Here is a 20,171-nt window from a genome sequence, read left to right as displayed (position 1 = left end):
TTATTTAATTTAATAAAACATGGATATAATTTTGGTTATACCCATGTTTTATCAATATTTACTATTTAGTTTTATTATTTATTAACTTTTCCATCTTTTACACTTAAAGATCCATCAGGAAGTATATATATTCCACTGATATTGTTTCTTGCTGCAAATGATGTTTCATCTACAGTTAAATATATCATAGGTGCATCTTCCCATACGATTTTTTGTGCTCTTTCATATGCTTCGTTTCTCTTGTCGCTATCAGCAGTTTGAAGTGCTTCGTATATCGCTTTGTCAAATTCCGGGTTGCTATAATAAGCTACATTATATGATACTGGTGGGAATGATTCACTCGCAGCAAGTGGTCTTAGACCCCAGTCTGCATCTCCTGTTGAAGGTGACCATCCTATCATATACATCTCTACTCCAGCATCTTTACCTGGAGTACCTTCTGCATATCCAGTTACTTTTTCATCCAAAGTTCCAATTTCCATGTTTTCAACTTTAAGCTTAACTCCAATTTCAGCTAATTGTTGTTGTATAAACTGAGTAGCTTTTATATTAGTAGTTGTATTACTACTCCAAATTGTAGTTTCAAATCCATTTTCATAACCTGCTTCTTTTAAAAGCTCTTTTGCCTTTTTAATGTCATAGTCATATGGCTTTTGAGCACTATGATATTGAACATTACCAGCTATAAGTGAATCCATAGGAGCAGTAAATCCATCATAAACTACTTTACCAAAAGCATCTTTATCTATAGCATAGTTTAGTGCTTGCCTTACCTTTATATTGTCAAAAGGTGGTTTTGCAGTGTTTAGAGTGATATATCTAACTATTATTGATGGAAGAGTAGCTACTTCTATATCTTTCTCAGATTTTAATGCCTCTATCTGCTCTGTTGGCACTGGGAATATAAAATCTGCATCTCCAGATTTAAGCATTGATATTCTCGTTCCATTTTCAGTAACTGGCTTAAATGTTATAGATGTAAACTCTGGAGCTCCACCCCAATAGTCTTTATTTGCTTCTATTGTTAAGCTCTCTCCTGGTTTCCATTCTTTAAAAGTATATTGTCCTGTACCAACTGGATTTTGAGAAACTTCTTTACCATGTTTTTCTAATGCTTTAGGACTAATCATTAAAGCTGCTGGATGAGCTAATGTATTTACAAACGCACCAAAAGGCTCACTTAATGTTATTTTAATTTCATAGTCTCCAAGTTTTTCAGTAGACTTAACTACTTTAAATAAAGTATTTCTCTTTAAACCTTGCTCTTGATCAGCTAATCTATCAAAGTTTACTTTAGCTGCATCTGCGTTCCATTCTTCTCCATCTGAGAACTTAACTCCCTCTTTTAACTTAAGAGTGAATTCTGTTGCCTCATCATTAGCCTCATAGCTCTCTGCTAATAGAGGAACTACCTTCATTTCTTTATCAAAACCAAATAATCCTTCCATCATTGTCCTTTGAACTGAACCTGATAGAGTATCATTTGTATCTGCTGGATCCATTGTTATAAAGTCTACCGCTGTAGATATAACAATATCTGTATTAGACTTTTGACCTGCACCCTTATCTCCACCATCTGGTGTCTTACCGGTATCTGTGCCGCCACAAGCTGCAAGATTTAAAGCTAAAACGATGATTAATCCAAGTATAATTAACTTTTTTTTCATAAATGCCCCTCCTATTTTGATATATAATTAAGTAAATAAATATTAAAATTAATAAATTTTATTTATCTTAATATTTGTTTCATTATACTAAACTTTCAGACTTGAGTCAATATAAATAATCCTTTAAACAAGGTTATCTTTGGGAATCAACTATTTAGTCATTTATTTTTATATAGGATTTTATCTTAAGATAAAATCCTATATAATATATTTATCTTTAAAAATATTTTAATCTATTATCTCTATCTCTTTTTCTTTTAATTTTTCATCTACATACTCACTTAACAACTTTTGGATTACAGAAAAAAGTGGTACGAAAAGGATTATTCCAACTATGCCCATAAGACTTCCTCCAAGAGTTACAGCAGCTAAGATCCATACTGATGAAAGCCCTGATGCCTTTCCTACTATCTTAGGGTATATAAGATTTCCTTCGATTTGTTGAAGAGTAAAAAATAAGATTATAAAAAATCCTGCCATCTTTGGACTTTCTACAAAAATTAAAAACGCACCTATAAAAAGTCCCACAAAAGAACCCACTATAGGTATAAATGCACTTATAGCTATTATTATACTAACCATCAAAGCATATGGAAATCTAAATATCATCATAGCTACAAAAAATAGTCCTCCAAGTATAAGAGCGTCTAATGTTTGACCTGTCAAAAACTGTGAAAAAGAGTTTCTAGTTACTGTTCCTATATAACAGATTTTTCTAGCTACCTTTAAAGGAAATATGGCGTATATAAGTTTTTTAAGCCCCTGGATAAGAGTCTCTTTTTGAAGTAAAAAATAAACTGCAAATACAAATCCAAGTGCTGATGAAACCATTACACCTACTACAGAAGAAAAAACTGAAAATGTAGAACCAAGCCAGTTCAATAGCCCTCCTTTTACAAAAGAGTAAATGTTTTTATTTATCTCATCAAAGTCAATATCTTGAATTAAATCGTTTATCTTAGAATATTTTATAGAACTCTTTTCTATATATTCTTGCATATTTTTCCAGTACCTAGGAAGTTTATCTGCTAGTTCTTCACCTGCACCTATAAGGTTTGGTATTACTAGAGCTAAAACTACAGCAATTGTAACAATAAAAAGAATCAATGTAAGTAAAAAGCTAATAGGTCTTTTATATTTCTCCTTTAACCCTCCAAATACCTTGCCTTTATAGAATAACTTCTCTTCAATAAAACTCATAGGCTTATTTAATATAAATGCTATTACAAGACCTACTATAAATGGTGCTATTATTCCTAAAAATAAATTAAATCCTTTTCCTACAAATTTTATATTATCAAATATCCACCATATAAGTATTGCAAAAAATATCAAAAACATCAATCTTTTCATCCGATTTGTCTTAATTTCCATAAACTCACCCCTTTCTACATTCTTACCCCCTAATAATATTTTAAATAAAAAAAGTTTCTCTTTAGGGAGAAACTTTTTTTATTTAAAACCATTTTAGATTTCTTCTCTTAAAACTTTTCCAAGTCTTTTTATACCTTCTACTATTCTAGCTTCGTCCATACTAGAAAAGTTTAATCTAAATGTATTTTCCTGACCACCGTTAGCAAAAAATGCTCCTCCTGGAACATATGCTACATTTTGTTCTAAAGCCTTTATAGCAAGTTCTCTTCCATTCATATGTTCTGGAAGAACTACCCATATAAAGAGACCCCCTTCTGGATATGTCCAACTTACTCCTTCAGGAAACTCCTCTTTCATTGTCTTCATCATTAAATCTCTACGAGTCCTATATAGATTTTTTATCTTTTCTATATGAGCTTCAATATCATATTCTTCTAAAAACATAGAAGCCTGCATCTGGCTAAGAGTATTTGTTTGAAGGTCTGAACTTTGCTTTATCAGGACATATTTTTCTATTACTTCTTTTTTTGCTGCTATCCATCCTATTCTAAGACCTGGACAAAATATTTTTGAAAGAGTTCCAAGAAACACTACATTGCCTGTAGTATCATAGTGAGCTACCGCAGGTAGTAGCTCTCCTTCAAATCGTAGTTCTCCGTAGGGATTGTCTTCTATTATAGCTACATCGTATTGATTTGCTAGTTCTACAAGCCTTTTTCTTCTTTCTCTATTCCAAGTTCGCCCTGATGGATTTTGAAAGTCTGGAACAAGGTAAATAAATTTAACTTTTTTAGTTTCTTTAAGTACACGTTCTAAATCTTCCATAATCATACCATTATCATCTGTTTGTATCTCTATAAATTCAGGTCCATAAGCTTTAAATGCATCTATAGCACCTAGATAGGTTGGCCTTTCACAAAGAACTACATCGCCTTCATTTATAAATAATTTCCCTGAAAATTCTAGTCCTTGTTGTGATCCATTAGTTATAAGTATATTTTCCTCTGTCATATCTATTCCAAGCTTTTTCATTCTCTTTGCAATGGCCTTTCGAAGTGGTATATGTCCCTCTGTAGTGCTATATTGTAAAGCCTTTCCACCAAGATCTTCTAACACTTTTTGACTTATCTCCATTAGCTCTTCTACTGGAAAAAGCTCCTCTGCTGGAAGTCCACCTGCAAATGATATTATAGTTGGATCTTGGGTTAATTTAAGTAACTCTCTAATATCAGATGCCTTCATTCTACTCATTCTATCTGCATACTTTAGTGTCATAATCGTTCACTCCTTTATTTCTATATTACGGTTTACATATTGCTCCAGTAGATGCAGAGGTCACGATTTTTTGATATTTATAAAGATATCCTTTTGCATTTGACTCTTTTGGTTTCCAGTTTTTCTTTCTCTGCTCTAGAGTTTTTTCATCTACATTAAGTTGTAATTTCCCAGAGTTCATATCTATTTCTATAATATCTCCATCTTCTACAAAAGCTATAGGTCCACCAACAGCTGCCTCTGGAGAAACGTGTCCTATTGAAGCGCCGCGAGTAGCCCCTGAAAATCTTCCATCTGTTATAAGTGCTACTTCTTTATCCATACCAATTCCTGCTAATGCTGAAGTTGGTGTAAGCATCTCTCTCATCCCAGGTCCACCTTTTGGTCCTTCATATCTTATAACTAGGACTTCACCTTTGTTTATATTTCGAGTCAAAATAGCATCAACTACTTCTTCTTCACTTTCAAATACTCTAGCAGGCCCCTTGTGAGTTAACATCTCTTTGCTTACTGCAGATCTTTTAACTACTGCTCCATCTGGTGCTAAATTGCCCCTTAGCACTGCAATTCCTCCAGTTTCACTATAAGGTTTGTCTATAGGCGCTATAATCTTATGATCTAAGACTTCACTTACCCTTATGATATCTCCAATCGTTTCATTCATAACTGTAAGACTATCTAGTTTCAATAGATCTTTTTTACTTAGTTCATTCATCAAAGCCATTATTCCACCTGCTTCATATAAGTCCTGTATATGATATGGGCCAGCCGGGCTAAGTTTACAAAGGTTTGGTGTCTTTGAACTTATATCATTTATTCTATCTAAATCCATTTTAATTCCCGCTTCATGAGCTATAGCAGATAGATGAAGAACTGTATTTGTAGAACATCCTAGAGCCATATCAGCTACCAATGCATTATGAAATGCATCATCTGTAAGTATCATACTTGGAGTTATCTCTTTTTCTACAAGCTCCATAATCTGTATACCAGTATATTTTGCAAGTCTCATTCTTTCAGAATAGACAGCAGGGATTGTTCCATTTCCAGGTAGTGCCATTCCAAGTGCTTCGGTCATACAGTTCATAGAATTTGCGGTAAACATTCCTGAACAAGAACCACAACTTGGACAAGCACTGTTTTCCATCTCGTCTAATTCACATCTAGAAAGAGTTCCGGCATTTACTTGACCTACTGCTTCAAACATAGTGCTAAGGTCTATATTTTTACCTTTATGCTTTCCAGCTAGCATAGCACCACCACTTACTATGATAGCGGGTATATTAAGCCTTGCTGCTGCCATAAGCATAGCTGGAACTACTTTATCACAATTTGGTATCATTACAAGTCCATCAAGTCCATGGGCAAGTGTCATAACTTCAACTGTATCTGCTATAAGTTCTCTACTAACTAAAGAATACTTCATTCCTTCATGATTCATAGCTATACCATCACAAACTGCTATGGAAGGGAACTCCAATGGAGTTCCCCCTGCAATTCTTACTCCTGTTTTTACTGCTTCCGCCACTTCCCTTAAATGCTTGTGTCCTGGAACTATCTCATTAAAAGTGTTTACTACACCTATTAAAGGTTTTTCTATTTCTTCATTTATAAGTCCTAAGGCCTTCATAAGAGATCTATGAGGCGCTTTTTCAACTCCCATTTTTACAACTGAACTCTTCACAAAACCACTTCCTTAAATTTAAAATTCTAAAGTTTTAGTTTATTTTTTAAGCCAGCTCATCATCTTTCTAAGCTTAGCACCTACTATTTCCATAGGATGTTCTCTTTCTATTCTTCTAGTAGCATTGAAGTATGGTCTATTTGCTTGATTTTCTAAGATCCAATTTCTAGCAAAGCTTCCATCTTGAATCTCTTTAAGAACCTTTCTCATCTCATTTCTTGTTTCTTCTGTGATAATTCTCTTTCCTACTGTATAGTCTCCATACTCTGCTGTATCACTTATAGAGTATCTCATATTGCTTAACCCACCATCATTTATCATATCAACTATTAGTTTCATTTCATGTACACATTCAAAGTAAGCACTTTCTGGATCATATCCTGCTTCTACAAGTACTTCAAACCCAGCTTTCATAAGTTCAGTTACTCCACCACAAAGTACAGCTTGCTCACCGAAAAGATCTGTTTCTGTTTCTTCTTTAAATGTAGTTTCAAGTACTCCAGCCCTTGATCCACCAAGTCCTGCAGCATAAGCTAGTGCTACATCCATAGTATCTCCAGTTTCATCTTGATATACAGTTACAAGGCATGGTACTCCTTTTCCTTCTTCAAATTGACTTCTTACTGTATGCCCTGGTCCCTTTGGTGCAATCATAAATACATTTACATCTTTTGGAGGAACAATCTGACCATAGTGAATATTGAATCCATGGGCAAATGCTAAGTATTTTCCAGGAGTTAAATTTTCTTTTATACTTTCTTGGTATAGTTTAACTTGTTTTTCATCATTTATAAGTATCATGATTACATCTGCCCAAGCCGCAGCATCTTTTGCAGTTTTTACTTCAAGTCCTGCTTCTTCTGCTTTAGCCCAAGACTTACTTCCTTCATAAAGCCCAACAGTTACATTTACTCCTGATTCTTTAAGGTTTAAAGCATGTGCATGACCTTGACTACCATATCCTATTATTGCAACCTTTTTTGTGTTTATATTCTCTATTTTACAATCCTCTTCATAATACATCTTTGCCATTACAATCTCTCCCTTTATTTTAATATTTTAATTTTTTAAAGTTTTTCTCCTCTGCTCATTGCAAGTATACCTGTCTTTGCAATTTCAAGTATACCATACTTTTCCATCATCTCCACAAAACCTCTTAACTTTTCCACATCTCCTGTAAGTTCTATAGTCAAAGACCCTGGAGCAATATCTAAAACTTTACCCCTATAAATATCTGCTATTTGTACTATCTGAGATCTTGTTTCATTGTCTGCTTTAATCTTTATAAGCATCATCTCACGCCTTATAACACCTGCATCTGGAAATATCTTAACCTTTACTACATCTACAATCTTATAAACCTGTTTTTGAATTTGATCTAATATTTCATCTTCTCCTTCTACACTAAGAGTAAGTCTTGCATAACCAGGTTTATTTGTAATTCCTGCAGTCATTTTTTTGACAAAATATCCTCTTCTATTAAAAAGAGACATTATCCTAACTACTATTCCATTTGTATTCTTTGCAATAATTAATATCTCATGTGTCTTTGTCATCTATAGAACCCCCCTTATTCCCACCATCTTAGATACATCAGCTCCCGCTGGTATCATAGGATATACATTGGCCTCTTTTTCAACTATTGCATTTATTAAAACTGGTCCATCAAAGTTTATTAAATCTTCTAATTGTGTTTCTAATTCTTCTTTAGTTTTTATAATTGCATTCTTTATTCCATAAGCATCTGCAATTTTGTTAAAGTCTGGATTGTAGTCCAGATCTACAAATGAATACCTCTTTTCATTAAATAACTCTTGCCACTGTCTTACCATTCCAAGATATGAATTATTAAGCAATACTATTTTTATTGGTAAATCGTATTGTCTTAATAACATAAGCTCTTGATAAGTCATTTGAAAGCCTCCATCTCCTACGATGGCTATTACCTTTTTATCTCTCTTTGCTATTTGAGCCCCTATAGATGAAGGAAGTCCAAATCCCATAGTTCCTGACCCTCCAGATGTTATAATAGAGTCTGGATTCTCAAAATCCATAAACTGAGCAGTCCACATCTGATGTTGCCCTACATCTGTTGTTACAATAGCATCACCCTTAACTATGCTATTTAATTTTATAAGAACTTCTTGAGGCATAAGCCTATCGCTACCTTTTCTTACATATACACGTGGAAATTCTTCTTTCCATGCGTTGATTTTATCTATCCATTGAGAGTGATTCTTTTTATCAACTTTTTCATTTAATTCTTTTAATACATTTTTTAAATCTCCTACTATAGGAACATCTATACATTTGTTTTTACCTATTTCTGCAGGATCTATATCTATATGAATCACCTTAGCACCTCTACAAAACTTAGATGTATCGCCAGTTATTCTATCATCAAATCTCATTCCTGTTGCTATTATTAAATCTGCCTCATCTGTAGCATAGTTAGCACTTACAGTACCATGCATACCAATCATTCCTAAAGATAATGGGTGACTACTTGGAAATCCTCCAAGTCCTAATAATGTTGATGCAACTGGAATTTGAGCTTTTTCTGCCAATTCTAACAATTCCCCAGATGCCTTTGATTTAAGTACTCCAGCTCCTGCTAAGATTATAGGTCTTTTTGCTTCTGCTATAAGCTTTCTTGCCTTTTTTATCTGAACTGGATGACCATGATAATTTGGATCATATCCTTCTAAATCTATTGCCTCTTCAAATATAGTTTCAAATTCATCCATAGTGATCGTGTGAGTTTGAATATCCTTTGGTATATCTATAAGCACTGGCCCTGGTCTTCCTGTTGAAGCTATAAAATAGGCTTCTTTTATTACTCTTGGAAGTTCCCTTATATCTTGTATCAAATAATTCATCTTTGTAATAGGTACTGTTATGCCCACAATATCACTTTCCTGAAATGCATCTTTACCAAGAAGAGAGCTTACTACTTGCCCTGTGATGGCTATCATGGGAGTTGAGTCCATATGGGCTGTCATGATTCCAGTGACTAAGTTTGTAGCTCCAGGTCCTGATGTGGCAAGGCATACACCTACTTTTCCACTAGCCCTAGCATATCCATCAGCTTCATGGGCTGCACCTTGTTCATGTCTTGAAAAGTAATGATTTATCCCTTCAAACTTATATATCTCATCATATATAGGGATAACAGTTCCTCCCGGGTAACCAAATATATCTCTTATTCCAAGCCTATATAGTGATTCTAAAAGAATCCTTGCACCATTTATCATCTTTTTTTCCATATTTTTTCCGCCACCTTTCTTTTTGTAAGTCTCTAAATAAAAAATCTCTCGCAACTAAAACACAATATTTGTATTCTAGGGACGAGAGATTGTCGTGGTACCACCCTTGATTTACGATTTGTTCACACAAACCGACTTTTAAAGCCAATTAAAAATTAGCTCTAGCCATATAACGGTGGCACTTCTTTTATTAAAAAGAATCCCGATCTCGATTACTCTTTCTTCATCTTGATAGTTCTGGAGTGATTTTTATATATAATCTTAACACTGACTCTCACCAAGTATCAGTTCTCTGTAATTATCAATTTATATATAACTGTCTCCGTCACAACTATTATTTATTAAATTAAAATTAATTGTATACTAAATCTTCTGATTAGTCAAGATATTTGTATTATCAATTTTAATTTTGTACCATTTTTTGTATAGTTTTTATTATCTTTTCTGTCATTTCCCCTGTCTTTATCCAATCACCATCTCCTCTTATATCAGAAGTTCTATATCCCTCTTCTAAAGTTTTAGCTACTCCATCTTCAATCATCTTACTTTCTTCTTCCAATCCAAATGAATATTTTAGCATCATAGCTGCTGAAAGAATAGTTGCTATAGGGTTTGCAATCCCTTTACCTGTTATATCAGGAGCTGAACCATGTATTGGTTCAAATATTCCCTTCTTATCCTTACCAATGCTTGCAGAAGCTAGCATCCCAATAGATCCTGTTATCATACTTATTTCATCTGAAAGTATATCTCCAAATATATTTGAAGTAAGAATTACATCAAACTGTTTTGGATCTCTTATAACTTGCATAGCTGCATTATCTATATACATATGATTTAAACTGACTTCCTTATAATCCTTAGAAACCTCTTCTACCACTTTTCTCCAAAGTCTAGAACTCTCAAGGACATTTGACTTATCTACACTTGTAAGTTTCTTATCTCTTTTCATAGCCATTTCAAAGCCTATTCTAGCTATTCTTTCTATCTCCATCTCGCTATAAATTTCGATATCGAAGGCCGCTTTTCCATTTTCTGTCTCCTTATAGCCTTTTTCTCCAAAATATATTCCACCCGTAAGTTCCCTTACAACTAATATATCAAATCCATCTCCTATAATGCTTTCCTTTAGTGGAGAGGCATCTTTAAGTGATTTAAACAAATATCCTGGTCTTAAATTTGCAAAGGTCTCTAGATTTTTTCTAAGCCCTAAGATAGCAGTCTCAGCTCTTTTATCCCCTGGAAGATTATCCCATTTAGGCCCTCCTACTGCTCCAAATAAAACAGAATCACTTTCTTTACAAGTTTTTATGCTCTCAAGAGGGAGGGGATCACCATATAGGTCATATGCAAAGCCTCCTACAGGAGCTTCTTTATATATAAATTTGTGTCCCTTTATCTTACCTATTACATCTAAGACCTCCATTGCACTTTCAACTATTTCAGGTCCTATCCCGTCTCCTTTTGCTATTGCTATTTTATAGTCCATTTTCTTTTCCTATCCTCTCTGCTACATAATTTATTAATCCATTATTAGATATTATATTTTGAATAAATTCTGGATACGCTTCTATTCTATAGACTTCATCTTTAGTTATGTTTTTTATCTCACCTTCTGAAAAGTCTATTTCTATCTCATCGCCTGCATCTATTCTTTCTGATGCTTCCTTACTTTCTACTATTGGAAGCCCTATATTAAATGAATTTCTATAAAAAATTCTGGCAAAACTTTCAGCTATTACACAAGATACTCCCGATGCTTTTATAGCTATTGGAGCATGTTCTCTAGAAGAGCCACATCCAAAGTTTTTTCTTCCAACTATTACATCTCCTGGCTTTACTTTTTTTGCAAAGTCTTTGTCTATATCTTCCATACAATGCTTTTTAAGTTCTTGTGGATCAAAGCTCATAAGATATCTTGCAGGAATTATTACATCTGTATCTATATTGTCTCCATATTTAAATGCTTTTCCCTTTGTCTTCATCCTACCACCTCCTAAATTAAATCTTCTGGATTTGCTATCTTACCCATAACTGCTGAAGCTGCAGCAACTGCTGGACTTGCAAGATATACTTCAGAACTCTGGTGTCCCATTCTACCTACAAAGTTTCTATTTGTAGTTGCAACTGCTCTTTCACCTTCTGCTAGGATTCCCATATGTCCTCCTAGGCAAGGTCCACAGGTCGGAGTACTGACGACTGCGCCTGCTTCTATAAATATCTTTAGTAAGCCTTCTTCCATGGCCTTTAAATATATATTTTGAGTAGCTGGAAATATAATAGTTCTAACTCTTCTATTGATCTTTTTACCTTTAAGTACCTTTGCAGCTATTCTCAAATCATCTATCCTACCATTTGTGCAAGATCCTATAACCACTTGATCTATTTCTATATCTCCTACCTCATCTATAGTTCTAGTATTGTCTGGACTATGAGGGAAACTTACAGTTGGTCTTATCGTACTTAAATCTATAGTAATCTTTTCACTATACTCGGCATCAGGATCTCTTTTATAGATTTTAAAATCTCTCTTTGAATGTTCCTTTACATATTCTAAAGTCTTATCATCTACTTCAAATATTCCATTTTTAGCTCCTGCCTCTATCGCCATATTTGCTATAGTAAATCTATCATCCATACTCAAGTTTGCTACTCCATCTCCAGTAAACTCCATGGACTTGTATCTCGCACCATCTACCCCTATCTTTCCTATTATGTGAAGTATGATGTCTTTTCCACTTACCCATTTAGTGGGTTTTCCTATTAGTTCAAACTCTATAGCTTCAGGAACTTTAAACCAACATTTTCCAAGCGCCATAGCAGCTCCCATATCTGTACTTCCAACTCCTGTAGAAAAAGCTCCAAGTGCTCCATAAGTACAAGTGTGTGAATCTGCACCTATAACCACATCTCCTGGAACTACAAGTCCCTTTTCAGGAAGTAGGGCATGCTCTATACCCATCTCTCCTATTTCAAAATAGTTTTCAATTTCCTTTTCCCATGCAAATTCTCTCATAGCTTTACATTGCTGGGCTGATTTTATATCCTTATTGGGTGTAAAGTGATCTGGAACAAGTGCTATCTTAGTCTTATCAAATACATCTTTTACACCTATCTTTTCAAATTCCTTTATGGCTACTGGCGCTGTGATATCATTTCCAAGTACCATATCTAGTCTAGCCTCTATAAATTGTCCCGGATAGACTTCAGTAAGCCCTGCATGTTCTGCTAATATCTTTTGAGTCATTGTCATTGCCATTTTTTATCTCTCCTTATATTTAAATCTTATTAACTGCATCTAAATATGCATTTATACTTGCTTCCACAACATCTACACTCACATCTCTTCCCAAATAGTGATTGTCTCCATATCTAAGTTTTACAGTTGCATATCCAAGTGCATCCGTTCCCTCTGTTATTGATTGTAGTGAATAATCTTCCAAGGTAATGTCCATATCCAAACACTTTTCTATTGCTCTGATGGCTGAATCTATTGGTCCACCAGCAGAAGCTATTCCCTCTACTTCTTTTCCATCTATATCAAGTAGTACTGAAGCCATAGTAGAGATTGTGTTTCCACTATTTACCACAAATCGCTTAAGTTTATACTTATCATCTTCTCCATTTATCCCTCTTGTAAGGATTACTTCTATATCACTATCATATATAGTCTTTTTTTGGTCTGCTAATTCTTTAAACTTTTCAAAAGCTTCATTTACTTCTTCTTCTTTTAAGTCAAACCCAAGAGATTTTATCTTGTCTCTAAAAGCATGCCTTCCAGAATGTTTTCCAAGTACCATCTTAGTTTCCTTAAGCCCTATAGATTCAGGAGTCATGATCTCATAAGTTTCAGGATTACTAAGCATTCCATGTTGATGAATTCCTGACTCATGTGCAAAGGCATTTGCTCCTACGATTGCTTTATTGGGCTGAACATATACCCCCGTAATACTACTTAAAAGATTGCTAGTTTTAGATATCTCTTCAGTTACTATATTAGATTCAAAATCATATACATCTTTTCTAGTCTTTAGAATCATTGCAAGTTCTTCAAGTGCAGCGTTACCTGCCCTTTCACCTATACCATTTATAGTACATTCAAATTGTCTTGCTCCTGCTTTTAGTGCAGCTAGTGTATTTGCAACTCCAAGCCCCAAGTCATTATGACAATGAACCGATATAGTGACCGTATCTAGATACTTTGACTTTTCTCTTACTTCCATTATAAATTCATAAAATTTATCTGGAGTCATATAACCGACCGTATCTGGTATATTTATAATCTTAGCCCCTGCTAATATAACTTTATCAAATATCTCTGCTAAAAAGTCTGTAGAACTTCTAGTGGCGTCTTCCGCAGAAAACTCCACCTCGGGGACGAGACTACTTGCATATTTGACCATCTCCTCTGCTCTCTTTACTACTTCTTCTGGTGTCATTTTAAGTTTATACTTCATATGAATATCAGAAGTTGCTATAAATGTATGTATCCTTGGTTTCTTTGCATCTTTTACAGCTTCATAAGCCTTATCTATATCACTCTTTACAGTTCTTGCTAAGACTGCCACTGTAGAGTTTTTTATTTCACCGGCTATCTCTCTTATAGATTCAAAATCTCCCTCAGATGCAGCAGCAAATCCAGCCTCTATAACATCTGCTCCTAATCTTTCAAGCTGCTTAGCTAAAAGTAGTTTTTCTCTCTTATTCATACTGCATCCCGGAGACTGCTCTCCATCTCTTAAAGTTGTATCGAAAAAATATATTTTTTTATCCATTAAAATTCCCCCTTAAATTAAAAAAATCCCTCGTCCCTATAAGTTTATATAAACTTATAGGGACGAAGGATAAACCTTTCGTGTTACCACCCTAATTCACAGTAATCTGCCTCTTTCCTAGACCAATATCTAGTATCCATATAACGGTGGAAAACGTCTTATCCTACTAATTTTCATTTTGGGATAAACTGCCTAAGAAGCTAGTATTACATATTCTTTTGATGCTAATTTTCACCAAGAATTAGCTCTCTAAAATCAAATCGGAATATCTTTCTCTTCTTAATTGCATTTTTGTTTTTCTATTAATGATGATTATATAGTATAGACATACTGAATGTCAAGTACTATTTTAAAAGTTTTTTAAATTGTGAATATTTAAGTATTTTACATCATTTTTTCACTCACTTATAAGTCTCTTCTCACCTTCTAGATTTCTTATAGGTGCTACATTTTGAACATATTCTAGTGTTCCTAGATATTCGCCTTCTTCATTTCTAACAGCAAAAAATCTTATTAAAACAAACTTTTCCCCCATCTGTATCCAAAAGTCTTCACTATCTTTTTTGCCTGATTTAAAATCATCTACTATTTTATCTACCATGTCAACTGATGATGGTGGATGGCAGTTTGAAACTTCACGCCCTATAACAGCCTTAGTACGGGTAAATATCCTCTGCTCTCCTTTTGAGAAAAACTTTACCTTATCATTTTTATCTACAAATGAAACTTCACCAGGAATCACTTCAAATATGCTTCTTATTTCTTCTGGAGTTAAAGATCCATTTTCAAATTTTATAGTTCCACTTATGTCTTTAGTTTCTGTTTGTATTTCTTTTTCTTGATCTTGTTGAGATTTTATACGCTTATATTCCCAAGTCTTTTCAGGCGATACAAAGGCAAATCCTACCTCCTCTGATTCTTTATATATGGTAATCCATTCATCTTCTGTAAGAGTTTCTAAGCTCATAGGAAAGAGGATACTATCTTCCTTAAATATCATCTCTTTGATTTGATGGATACAATCTTCCATCTTTAAGATCAATTCATCTTTATCTCCCATATAATTTCTTAAATCTAATATCACAGTCTTTATCTTAGCCCTTATCTCATCATCTACTCCCCACATTACTTTAGGAGGAGCAGTTACACCGTACTTTTCAAGATATGGAAATATTAGATTTTCTTTTCTACTATAATGTTTATCTATATCCCAAAGAAAGTTGAAATCCTCTCTAATTTTTAATATATTGTCTTTACTATCATCTTCTTTAAATTTTTCTATATTTACCTTTAAAGTATTCTCTATATAAGACTCAAGTGCTTCATTTTCCTTCTTTAAAGTATATATAGGATGACCTGGCACTTGCTCCGGATGATGTATTTCATCTAAGCTGCCTTTAAAGACTGCTGCATGAACATCACACAGCTTTTGTATCTCTTCAATAGGAAGTCCCTCTTTTACAAGTTGCACTTCCATCTGACCTATTTCCACAGGTGATACTCCTTCTATTATCTTTCCAAACTTTTCTTTTACTTCATCTACAGTTTTTCCTTCATGTAGTTCTTGTATTACTTCTTTTAACTTTTCCTGTCTATATTCTCTATTATTTATCCATTCACTCATAACTTTCCTCCGAACCTTTTATTTTAATTGAATTTATATTATACCCATAATAGCTGCTCTTTAAATGCCTATTATATTAAAATATTAAAGTAAGAACTTCAAGTTATTTTTTACCATAAAATGGACAAGGAGTCTGACCCCTTGTCCATGAAATGATTTTTATTGATGATGGTTTATTAATTTCGGTATTAATATGATTTTTGATGATTTTATATTCAAACTATTAGTAGTCTTTTGGCTCTATTATTTCATCCTCTTCAAGAATTTTAATCATTTGAAGAAGTTCATCCTCCCCATAATCTCTTTCTAATTTCTGAAATCCAAACTTTTCATAAAGATTTATTATATATGGTATGTCTTTACATTCTAGCATAACAATTCTACCACCAAGAAAAGCTTGTCCTTTAAATATGGCTTCAAGACAATATTCCATTACCTCTAATCCTGAAATTAATTCTCTATGTAAATCATTCTTACCTACTTGTCCAATAAGAATTGTTGGAAATTCAGTAATTTTAGCACCTCTTATTTTCCCACTAAATCCATCCAAGGCTTTAGTCTTACGACCTGACAATAAATCTTCAGGTATTTTTAACACCTGCATTGCTAATGTAAAGTAAGCTAATATATTAAACTCATCTTCATCCTCATTAATTATAATATAAGTCCTACTTTTACCAAGCTTTTCAAATAATATTGCTTTTTCTTTTAAGAAGCTTTCAATATCTTTATCCTTTTCACAAACAAAAATAGAAATGAGTTCATGAGCTTTTCTCTCATTACTCATTTCTATTAATTTCTTTAACGAGATAACATTTGTTTTAATTTTTGCTCACCTCGCCTTTCGTTTTCAGGCGAAAATAAATTTTTATTCGTTTTAATACTCTTAGTTGGAGTAGAGATTATTCTCTCAAATGACTCCACTGCCTTTTTAGTATTTAAAGTAAAATCTTTATTAAAAGATGATGTTGCCATTTCTATTCCTCCTATTACAATACTCTATAATTATAATACTATTATACATCAAAATTACTACTAAATCAAAATCTTTTTTATTTATCTTATGTATTGATTACTATATACTATACCCAATTTTCTTTAAAATGTTCAATTTATATTTTTTAAAATTTAAAGTATCAGTAAAGTTGATTGGAAAAGATTTATTTTACCTTCCTAATACAAGCTTTTATCTAATGGTCATTTTGTTATTATTATAAAAAATAAAATATAATGTCTTAATTTGTGATAATATGGTATCTAAGGCTAAAATACTTTTTTAAAAAAAGATAACCTATTTATTGTAGGGGGATGAAAATATGAAAAAACTTTTTAAATTTATAAAAATAGTTGTTTTTACTACATTTTTAATATTTGGGCTTTTATTTGTAAAGGAAAAATATAATGGTGATATTAATGTATTTAGTCAAAACTCTATTAACGAGAACTATAATAGTAAATACATATATGTATTAAACCGTAAAGATAAAAGTGAAGTAGCTAAGAAAAATTATAAATCAAAAGCCTATCCTGCATCTTTAACTAAAATTATGACAACCATAGTAGCATTAGAAAATATAGATGATTTGTCAGCTATTGCTCCAATAGATATAAATACATACAGGGAAATGGTCAGTAATAACGCTTCAATGGCAGGGTTTTATGGGAATGAACAAACTACATATAGGGATTTGCTTTATGGAACTATATTAAGTTCTGGTGGGGAAGCTGCCAACTCCTTAGCTATTAATATTGCAGGGAGTGTCGAAGATTTTGTCAATCTTATGAACAAAAAGGCAGCTGAACTTAGGCTCAAAAATACTCATTTTACCAATCCAGAAGGACTTCATGATAAAAATCAGTATACTACTGCCTATGATATGGCAAAACTTTTAGATTATACTCTAGATAATGGACATTTTCGTGCCATATTTACCAAAGAAACTTTCAAAACCACTTCTACCTTGGACCATCCACAGGGGATTTCACTCAAATCTACTGTGCTTTCAAAACTTCATGGATTATCTCAAAATAGTTTTAAGATAATAGGTGGTAAATCTGGGACAACTTATGAAGCAGGACAATGTTGGGCAACCCTTGCTATAAAAGATGATGTGGAATATATTGGAATAGTTATGGGAGCGGAATTAAAAGATCTTAACAATCCAAATAATAAACAGATAGAAGATACTATTAAACTCTATGAGATGATAAATAAAGATTAATTTGATGGTAATTTAAAATAATCTCTATTTATCCCCTATTTTACTAATTTTTTTAATCTCTTTTATTATTTCTTTTGGATTTATTTTATTATATAGAAGAAAAAAATAAACCCTAGGCACAAATGCTTATACCTAGGGTTTGATCTTGTTAATTTTTACTTTGTTCTTCCAAAACTATACTTACCCCTGAGCTAGCTCCTATTCTAGATGCACCAGCTTTAATCATCTTTTGAGCATCTTTTAAACTTCTTACTCCACCAGAGGCTTTAACTCCTAATTTATCTCCAACTACTTTTCTCATCAGTTTAACATCATCTTCTGTAGCTCCGCCTGTTGAAAACCCTGTTGATGTTTTAACATAGTGAGCACTTGCTTCAACTGATAACTCGCAAGCTTTAACTTTTTCTTCATCTTCTAATAAACAAGTCTCTATAATCACCTTTACAGTCTTGCCTTTTGCTGCTTCTACTACTGATTTGATATCTTTTAAAACATGATCATACTTTTTATCTTTTAATTCACCAATATTTATAACCATGTCTATTTCATCAGCACCATTTTTTATAGCCATATCAGTTTCATATGATTTAACTTCAGTTGGCATAGCTCCCAAAGGAAAGCCCACTACTGAACAGGTTAATACATCACTTCCCTTTAACTGTTCACTTACATATTTAACGTAAGTAGAATTAACACACACTGACTTAAAACTATATTCCTTAGCCTCATCACAGATTTTCTTTACTTCTAATTCTGTTGCATCAGGTTTTAATATAGTGTGATCTATTAGTTTGGATATTTGCATATACTTGTCTCCTTTTTATTATTATTTAGTTTTTATACTATCTACATCAAATAATATATTATTATCAATATATAAGCCTATATATTTTATTTTTGTTTTAGTAGTATTATCTTTATTTACTATTGGTGCAATTGAACTTACTTGACTACTATAATTTTCCTTTTGTCTTAGAAGTTATATTCCTTTTCTCCTTAGATTATACTATAACTTTAATAATGAATTTTTTATCTTTAGATATATTTATTATTAATATGTATATTATACCCAGTTTATTAGTAAAACACAACTAATAGCGAATATATTGATATATGAGATATATGCTAAATCAAGAAATAAGGAATTCATCTCCCATTGAAATTCCCATTGAAATATGGAGAATTCTTCCCTTAATTCCCTAAAGAATCTAAAAATTTAAAAACCTAGTTACAAAATAGCTGTAACTAGGCTTTTAATCTATCTCTTCTTTTTTAAATTTGAATCTTTTCTTCCTCTTTTAATTTCTGTCTTTGGAACTTGTTTATTTCTATTCATATCTTCTGGACTTATTACTCCAATTTCACCTGCAAGTTCATAATTCATAGCTTTTATAAGGCTGTCAATATCATCTGTTTCTCTTGAATTTCTTTTATCTTTTTTCAAATATCTCACCTCGTATATATTGTGTGCGATATTTAATCTTATATACGAGGAATTTTTAGCCTATATTTTTAAGCTAGTTCAAGTGCTATTTCCATCATCTGTGTAAAGCTCTTTTCTCGCTCAGTTGCTGTCGTTTCCATCTTTTTTACTAGAGAGTCTGATACTGTAAGAATCGTAAGTGCATTTACCCCTGCGGCTACTGCATTGCAGTATAGTGCATATGCTTCCATTTCTACAGCTAGGATGCCCATCTTTTCCCATTTTTCATATACATTTGGTGTATCATTATAAAATACATCACTTGTAAGTATATTTCCAACCTTTACATCTATTTTCTTTTCTTCTGCAACCTTTTTTGCTTTATAAAGTAGATCCCATGAAGCAATGGCAGAAAAAGTCCCTGGAAGATTATATTGATTGGCAAAGTTTGAGTTTGTACTAGCTCCCATCCCAAGGATTATATCATATAGTTCTAAATCTTTATTGTACGCTCCGCATGATCCTATTCTTATAAGATTTTTTACTCCGAATTCATGGATTAATTCATAAGAATATATCCCTATAGAAGGCACTCCCATGCCAGTACCCATTACAGATATCTTTTTTCCTTTATAAGTTCCAGTATATCCAAACATATTTCTTACTTCATTAAATCTAACTACATCCTCTAAATAAGTTTCAGCTATAAACTTAGCTCTTAGTGGATCTCCAGGAAGAAGTATTGTTTCAGCTATATCTCCTTTTTTTGCATTAATATGTGGTGTACTCATTTTTTTCCTCCTCAAATTTTCTTAAAACTATCATATCATATGATTACTTAGTCTTCCACAAAATAAAGGA

18 protein-coding genes and 2 other annotated features are annotated in these 20,171 nt (G+C 32.8%); of the genes, 1 reads left to right on the top strand and 17 read right to left on the bottom strand.

Features of this window, described 5'->3' with window-relative positions; genetic code table 11:
- Positions 1 to 74: 74 nt before the first annotated feature.
- The 14 genes from TICRE_RS07210 to TICRE_RS13470 all read right to left on the bottom strand — a co-directional run bounded on the left by TICRE_RS07210 (position 75) and on the right by TICRE_RS13470 (position 16,640).
- Positions 75 to 1,667, bottom strand: coding sequence for a glutathione ABC transporter substrate-binding protein (locus TICRE_RS07210; protein ID WP_075726590.1), 1,593 nt, complete (start codon positions 1,665 to 1,667; stop codon positions 75 to 77).
- Positions 1,668 to 1,895: 228 nt separating this feature from the next.
- The gene (locus TICRE_RS07205; protein ID WP_075726588.1) at positions 1,896 to 3,041 is read right to left on the bottom strand and encodes an AI-2E family transporter; all 1,146 of its coding nucleotides are present in this window, start codon (positions 3,039 to 3,041) and stop codon (positions 1,896 to 1,898) included.
- A gap of 93 nt (positions 3,042 to 3,134) precedes the next feature.
- Positions 3,135 to 4,316 (bottom strand): aminotransferase-like domain-containing protein, encoded by a 1,182-nt coding sequence (locus tag TICRE_RS07200; RefSeq protein ID WP_075726586.1) that lies wholly within the window; start codon positions 4,314 to 4,316, stop codon positions 3,135 to 3,137.
- Between the two features lie 25 nt (positions 4,317 to 4,341).
- The gene (gene ilvD / locus TICRE_RS07195) at positions 4,342 to 6,000 is read right to left on the bottom strand and encodes a dihydroxy-acid dehydratase (protein WP_075726584.1); all 1,659 of its coding nucleotides are present in this window, start codon (positions 5,998 to 6,000) and stop codon (positions 4,342 to 4,344) included.
- A gap of 39 nt (positions 6,001 to 6,039) precedes the next feature.
- Positions 6,040 to 7,032, bottom strand: a complete 993-nt coding sequence (ilvC, locus tag TICRE_RS07190; RefSeq protein ID WP_075726581.1) for a ketol-acid reductoisomerase — start codon at positions 7,030 to 7,032, stop codon at positions 6,040 to 6,042.
- Positions 7,033 to 7,067: 35 nt separating this feature from the next.
- Positions 7,068 to 7,556, bottom strand: a complete 489-nt coding sequence (ilvN, locus tag TICRE_RS07185; protein WP_075726580.1) for an acetolactate synthase small subunit — start codon at positions 7,554 to 7,556, stop codon at positions 7,068 to 7,070.
- Complete coding sequence (gene ilvB, locus TICRE_RS07180; protein WP_075726578.1) at positions 7,557 to 9,266, bottom strand: biosynthetic-type acetolactate synthase large subunit; 1,710 nt, start codon at positions 9,264 to 9,266, stop codon at positions 7,557 to 7,559.
- Between the two features lie 74 nt (positions 9,267 to 9,340).
- Positions 9,341 to 9,604: a binding site (T-box leader), on the bottom strand.
- 65 nt (positions 9,605 to 9,669) lie between these two features.
- A complete protein-coding gene (gene leuB / locus TICRE_RS07175; RefSeq protein ID WP_075726576.1) occupies positions 9,670 to 10,755 on the bottom strand; it encodes a 3-isopropylmalate dehydrogenase in 1,086 nt (361 codons plus the stop codon).
- Complete coding sequence (gene leuD, locus TICRE_RS07170; protein WP_075726574.1) at positions 10,745 to 11,251, bottom strand: 3-isopropylmalate dehydratase small subunit; 507 nt, start codon at positions 11,249 to 11,251, stop codon at positions 10,745 to 10,747. Before leuD ends, leuB begins: the two co-directional genes overlap by 11 nt.
- A gap of 11 nt (positions 11,252 to 11,262) precedes the next feature.
- Positions 11,263 to 12,525 (bottom strand): 3-isopropylmalate dehydratase large subunit, encoded by a 1,263-nt coding sequence (gene leuC, locus TICRE_RS07165; protein WP_075726572.1) that lies wholly within the window; start codon positions 12,523 to 12,525, stop codon positions 11,263 to 11,265.
- A gap of 19 nt (positions 12,526 to 12,544) precedes the next feature.
- On the bottom strand, positions 12,545 to 14,041 hold the full coding sequence (locus tag TICRE_RS07160; RefSeq protein ID WP_075726570.1) for a 2-isopropylmalate synthase: 1,497 nt from the start codon (positions 14,039 to 14,041) through the stop codon (positions 12,545 to 12,547).
- A 55-nt stretch (positions 14,042 to 14,096) separates the two neighbouring features.
- Positions 14,097 to 14,334: a binding site (T-box leader), on the bottom strand.
- 104 nt (positions 14,335 to 14,438) lie between these two features.
- Positions 14,439 to 15,665, bottom strand: a complete 1,227-nt coding sequence (locus TICRE_RS07155) for a DUF438 domain-containing protein (RefSeq protein ID WP_075726568.1) — start codon at positions 15,663 to 15,665, stop codon at positions 14,439 to 14,441.
- Positions 15,666 to 15,888: 223 nt separating this feature from the next.
- Positions 15,889 to 16,452, bottom strand: coding sequence for a hypothetical protein (locus TICRE_RS07150; RefSeq protein WP_075726565.1), 564 nt, complete (start codon positions 16,450 to 16,452; stop codon positions 15,889 to 15,891).
- Between the two features lie 14 nt (positions 16,453 to 16,466).
- Positions 16,467 to 16,640: a hypothetical protein gene (locus tag TICRE_RS13470; protein ID WP_198927515.1), complete on the bottom strand. Its 174-nt coding sequence runs from the start codon at positions 16,638 to 16,640 to the stop codon at positions 16,467 to 16,469.
- Between the two features lie 341 nt (positions 16,641 to 16,981).
- Here TICRE_RS13470 and TICRE_RS07145 point away from each other — a divergent pair, with 341 nt between their 5' ends.
- Entirely contained in the window at positions 16,982 to 17,887 is a 906-nt protein-coding gene (locus TICRE_RS07145; RefSeq protein WP_075726564.1) for a D-alanyl-D-alanine carboxypeptidase family protein, read from the top strand.
- Positions 17,888 to 18,035: 148 nt separating this feature from the next.
- On the opposite strand, the gene deoC is transcribed toward TICRE_RS07145, so the two are convergent.
- From deoC to deoD, 3 genes are all read right to left on the bottom strand, one after another.
- Positions 18,036 to 18,692: a deoxyribose-phosphate aldolase gene (gene deoC / locus TICRE_RS07140; RefSeq protein WP_075726561.1), complete on the bottom strand. Its 657-nt coding sequence runs from the start codon at positions 18,690 to 18,692 to the stop codon at positions 18,036 to 18,038.
- 453 nt (positions 18,693 to 19,145) lie between these two features.
- Complete coding sequence (locus tag TICRE_RS07135; RefSeq protein ID WP_075726560.1) at positions 19,146 to 19,331, bottom strand: hypothetical protein; 186 nt, start codon at positions 19,329 to 19,331, stop codon at positions 19,146 to 19,148.
- 68 nt (positions 19,332 to 19,399) lie between these two features.
- Complete coding sequence (deoD, locus tag TICRE_RS07130) at positions 19,400 to 20,101, bottom strand: purine-nucleoside phosphorylase (protein WP_075726558.1); 702 nt, start codon at positions 20,099 to 20,101, stop codon at positions 19,400 to 19,402.
- Positions 20,102 to 20,171: the final 70 nt, after the last annotated feature.

It is taken from the genome of Tissierella creatinophila DSM 6911 (assembly GCF_001940565.1).
GTDB lineage: Bacteria > Bacillota > Clostridia > Tissierellales > Tissierellaceae > Tissierella_A > Tissierella_A creatinophila.
This window is presented reverse-complemented; position numbering and strand designations above follow the sequence as displayed.

Bases quoted from the DNA above. Each gene is read 5' to 3' on its own strand.
- TICRE_RS07210 (WP_075726590.1), bottom strand. From the start codon at position 1,667: ATGAAAAAAAAGTTAATTATACTTGGATTAATCATCGTTTTAGCTTTA.
- TICRE_RS07205 (WP_075726588.1), bottom strand. From the start codon at position 3,041: ATGGAAATTAAGACAAATCGGATGAAAAGATTGATGTTTTTGATATTT.
- TICRE_RS07200 (WP_075726586.1), bottom strand. From the start codon at position 4,316: ATGACACTAAAGTATGCAGATAGAATGAGTAGAATGAAGGCATCTGAT.
- ilvC (WP_075726581.1), bottom strand. From the start codon at position 7,032: ATGGCAAAGATGTATTATGAAGAGGATTGTAAAATAGAGAATATAAAC.
- ilvN (WP_075726580.1), bottom strand. From the start codon at position 7,556: ATGACAAAGACACATGAGATATTAATTATTGCAAAGAATACAAATGGA.
- ilvB (WP_075726578.1), bottom strand. From the start codon at position 9,266: ATGGAAAAAAAGATGATAAATGGTGCAAGGATTCTTTTAGAATCACTA.
- leuB (WP_075726576.1), bottom strand. From the start codon at position 10,755: ATGGACTATAAAATAGCAATAGCAAAAGGAGACGGGATAGGACCTGAA.
- leuD (WP_075726574.1), bottom strand. From the start codon at position 11,251: ATGAAGACAAAGGGAAAAGCATTTAAATATGGAGACAATATAGATACA.
- leuC (WP_075726572.1), bottom strand. From the start codon at position 12,525: ATGGCAATGACAATGACTCAAAAGATATTAGCAGAACATGCAGGGCTT.
- TICRE_RS07160 (WP_075726570.1), bottom strand. From the start codon at position 14,041: ATGGATAAAAAAATATATTTTTTCGATACAACTTTAAGAGATGGAGAG.
- TICRE_RS07155 (WP_075726568.1), bottom strand. From the start codon at position 15,665: ATGAGTGAATGGATAAATAATAGAGAATATAGACAGGAAAAGTTAAAA.
- TICRE_RS07150 (WP_075726565.1), bottom strand. From the start codon at position 16,452: ATGAGTAATGAGAGAAAAGCTCATGAACTCATTTCTATTTTTGTTTGT.
- TICRE_RS13470 (WP_198927515.1), bottom strand. From the start codon at position 16,640: ATGGCAACATCATCTTTTAATAAAGATTTTACTTTAAATACTAAAAAG.
- TICRE_RS07145 (WP_075726564.1), top strand. From the start codon at position 16,982: ATGAAAAAACTTTTTAAATTTATAAAAATAGTTGTTTTTACTACATTT.
- deoC (WP_075726561.1), bottom strand. From the start codon at position 18,692: ATGCAAATATCCAAACTAATAGATCACACTATATTAAAACCTGATGCA.
- deoD (WP_075726558.1), bottom strand. From the start codon at position 20,101: ATGAGTACACCACATATTAATGCAAAAAAAGGAGATATAGCTGAAACA.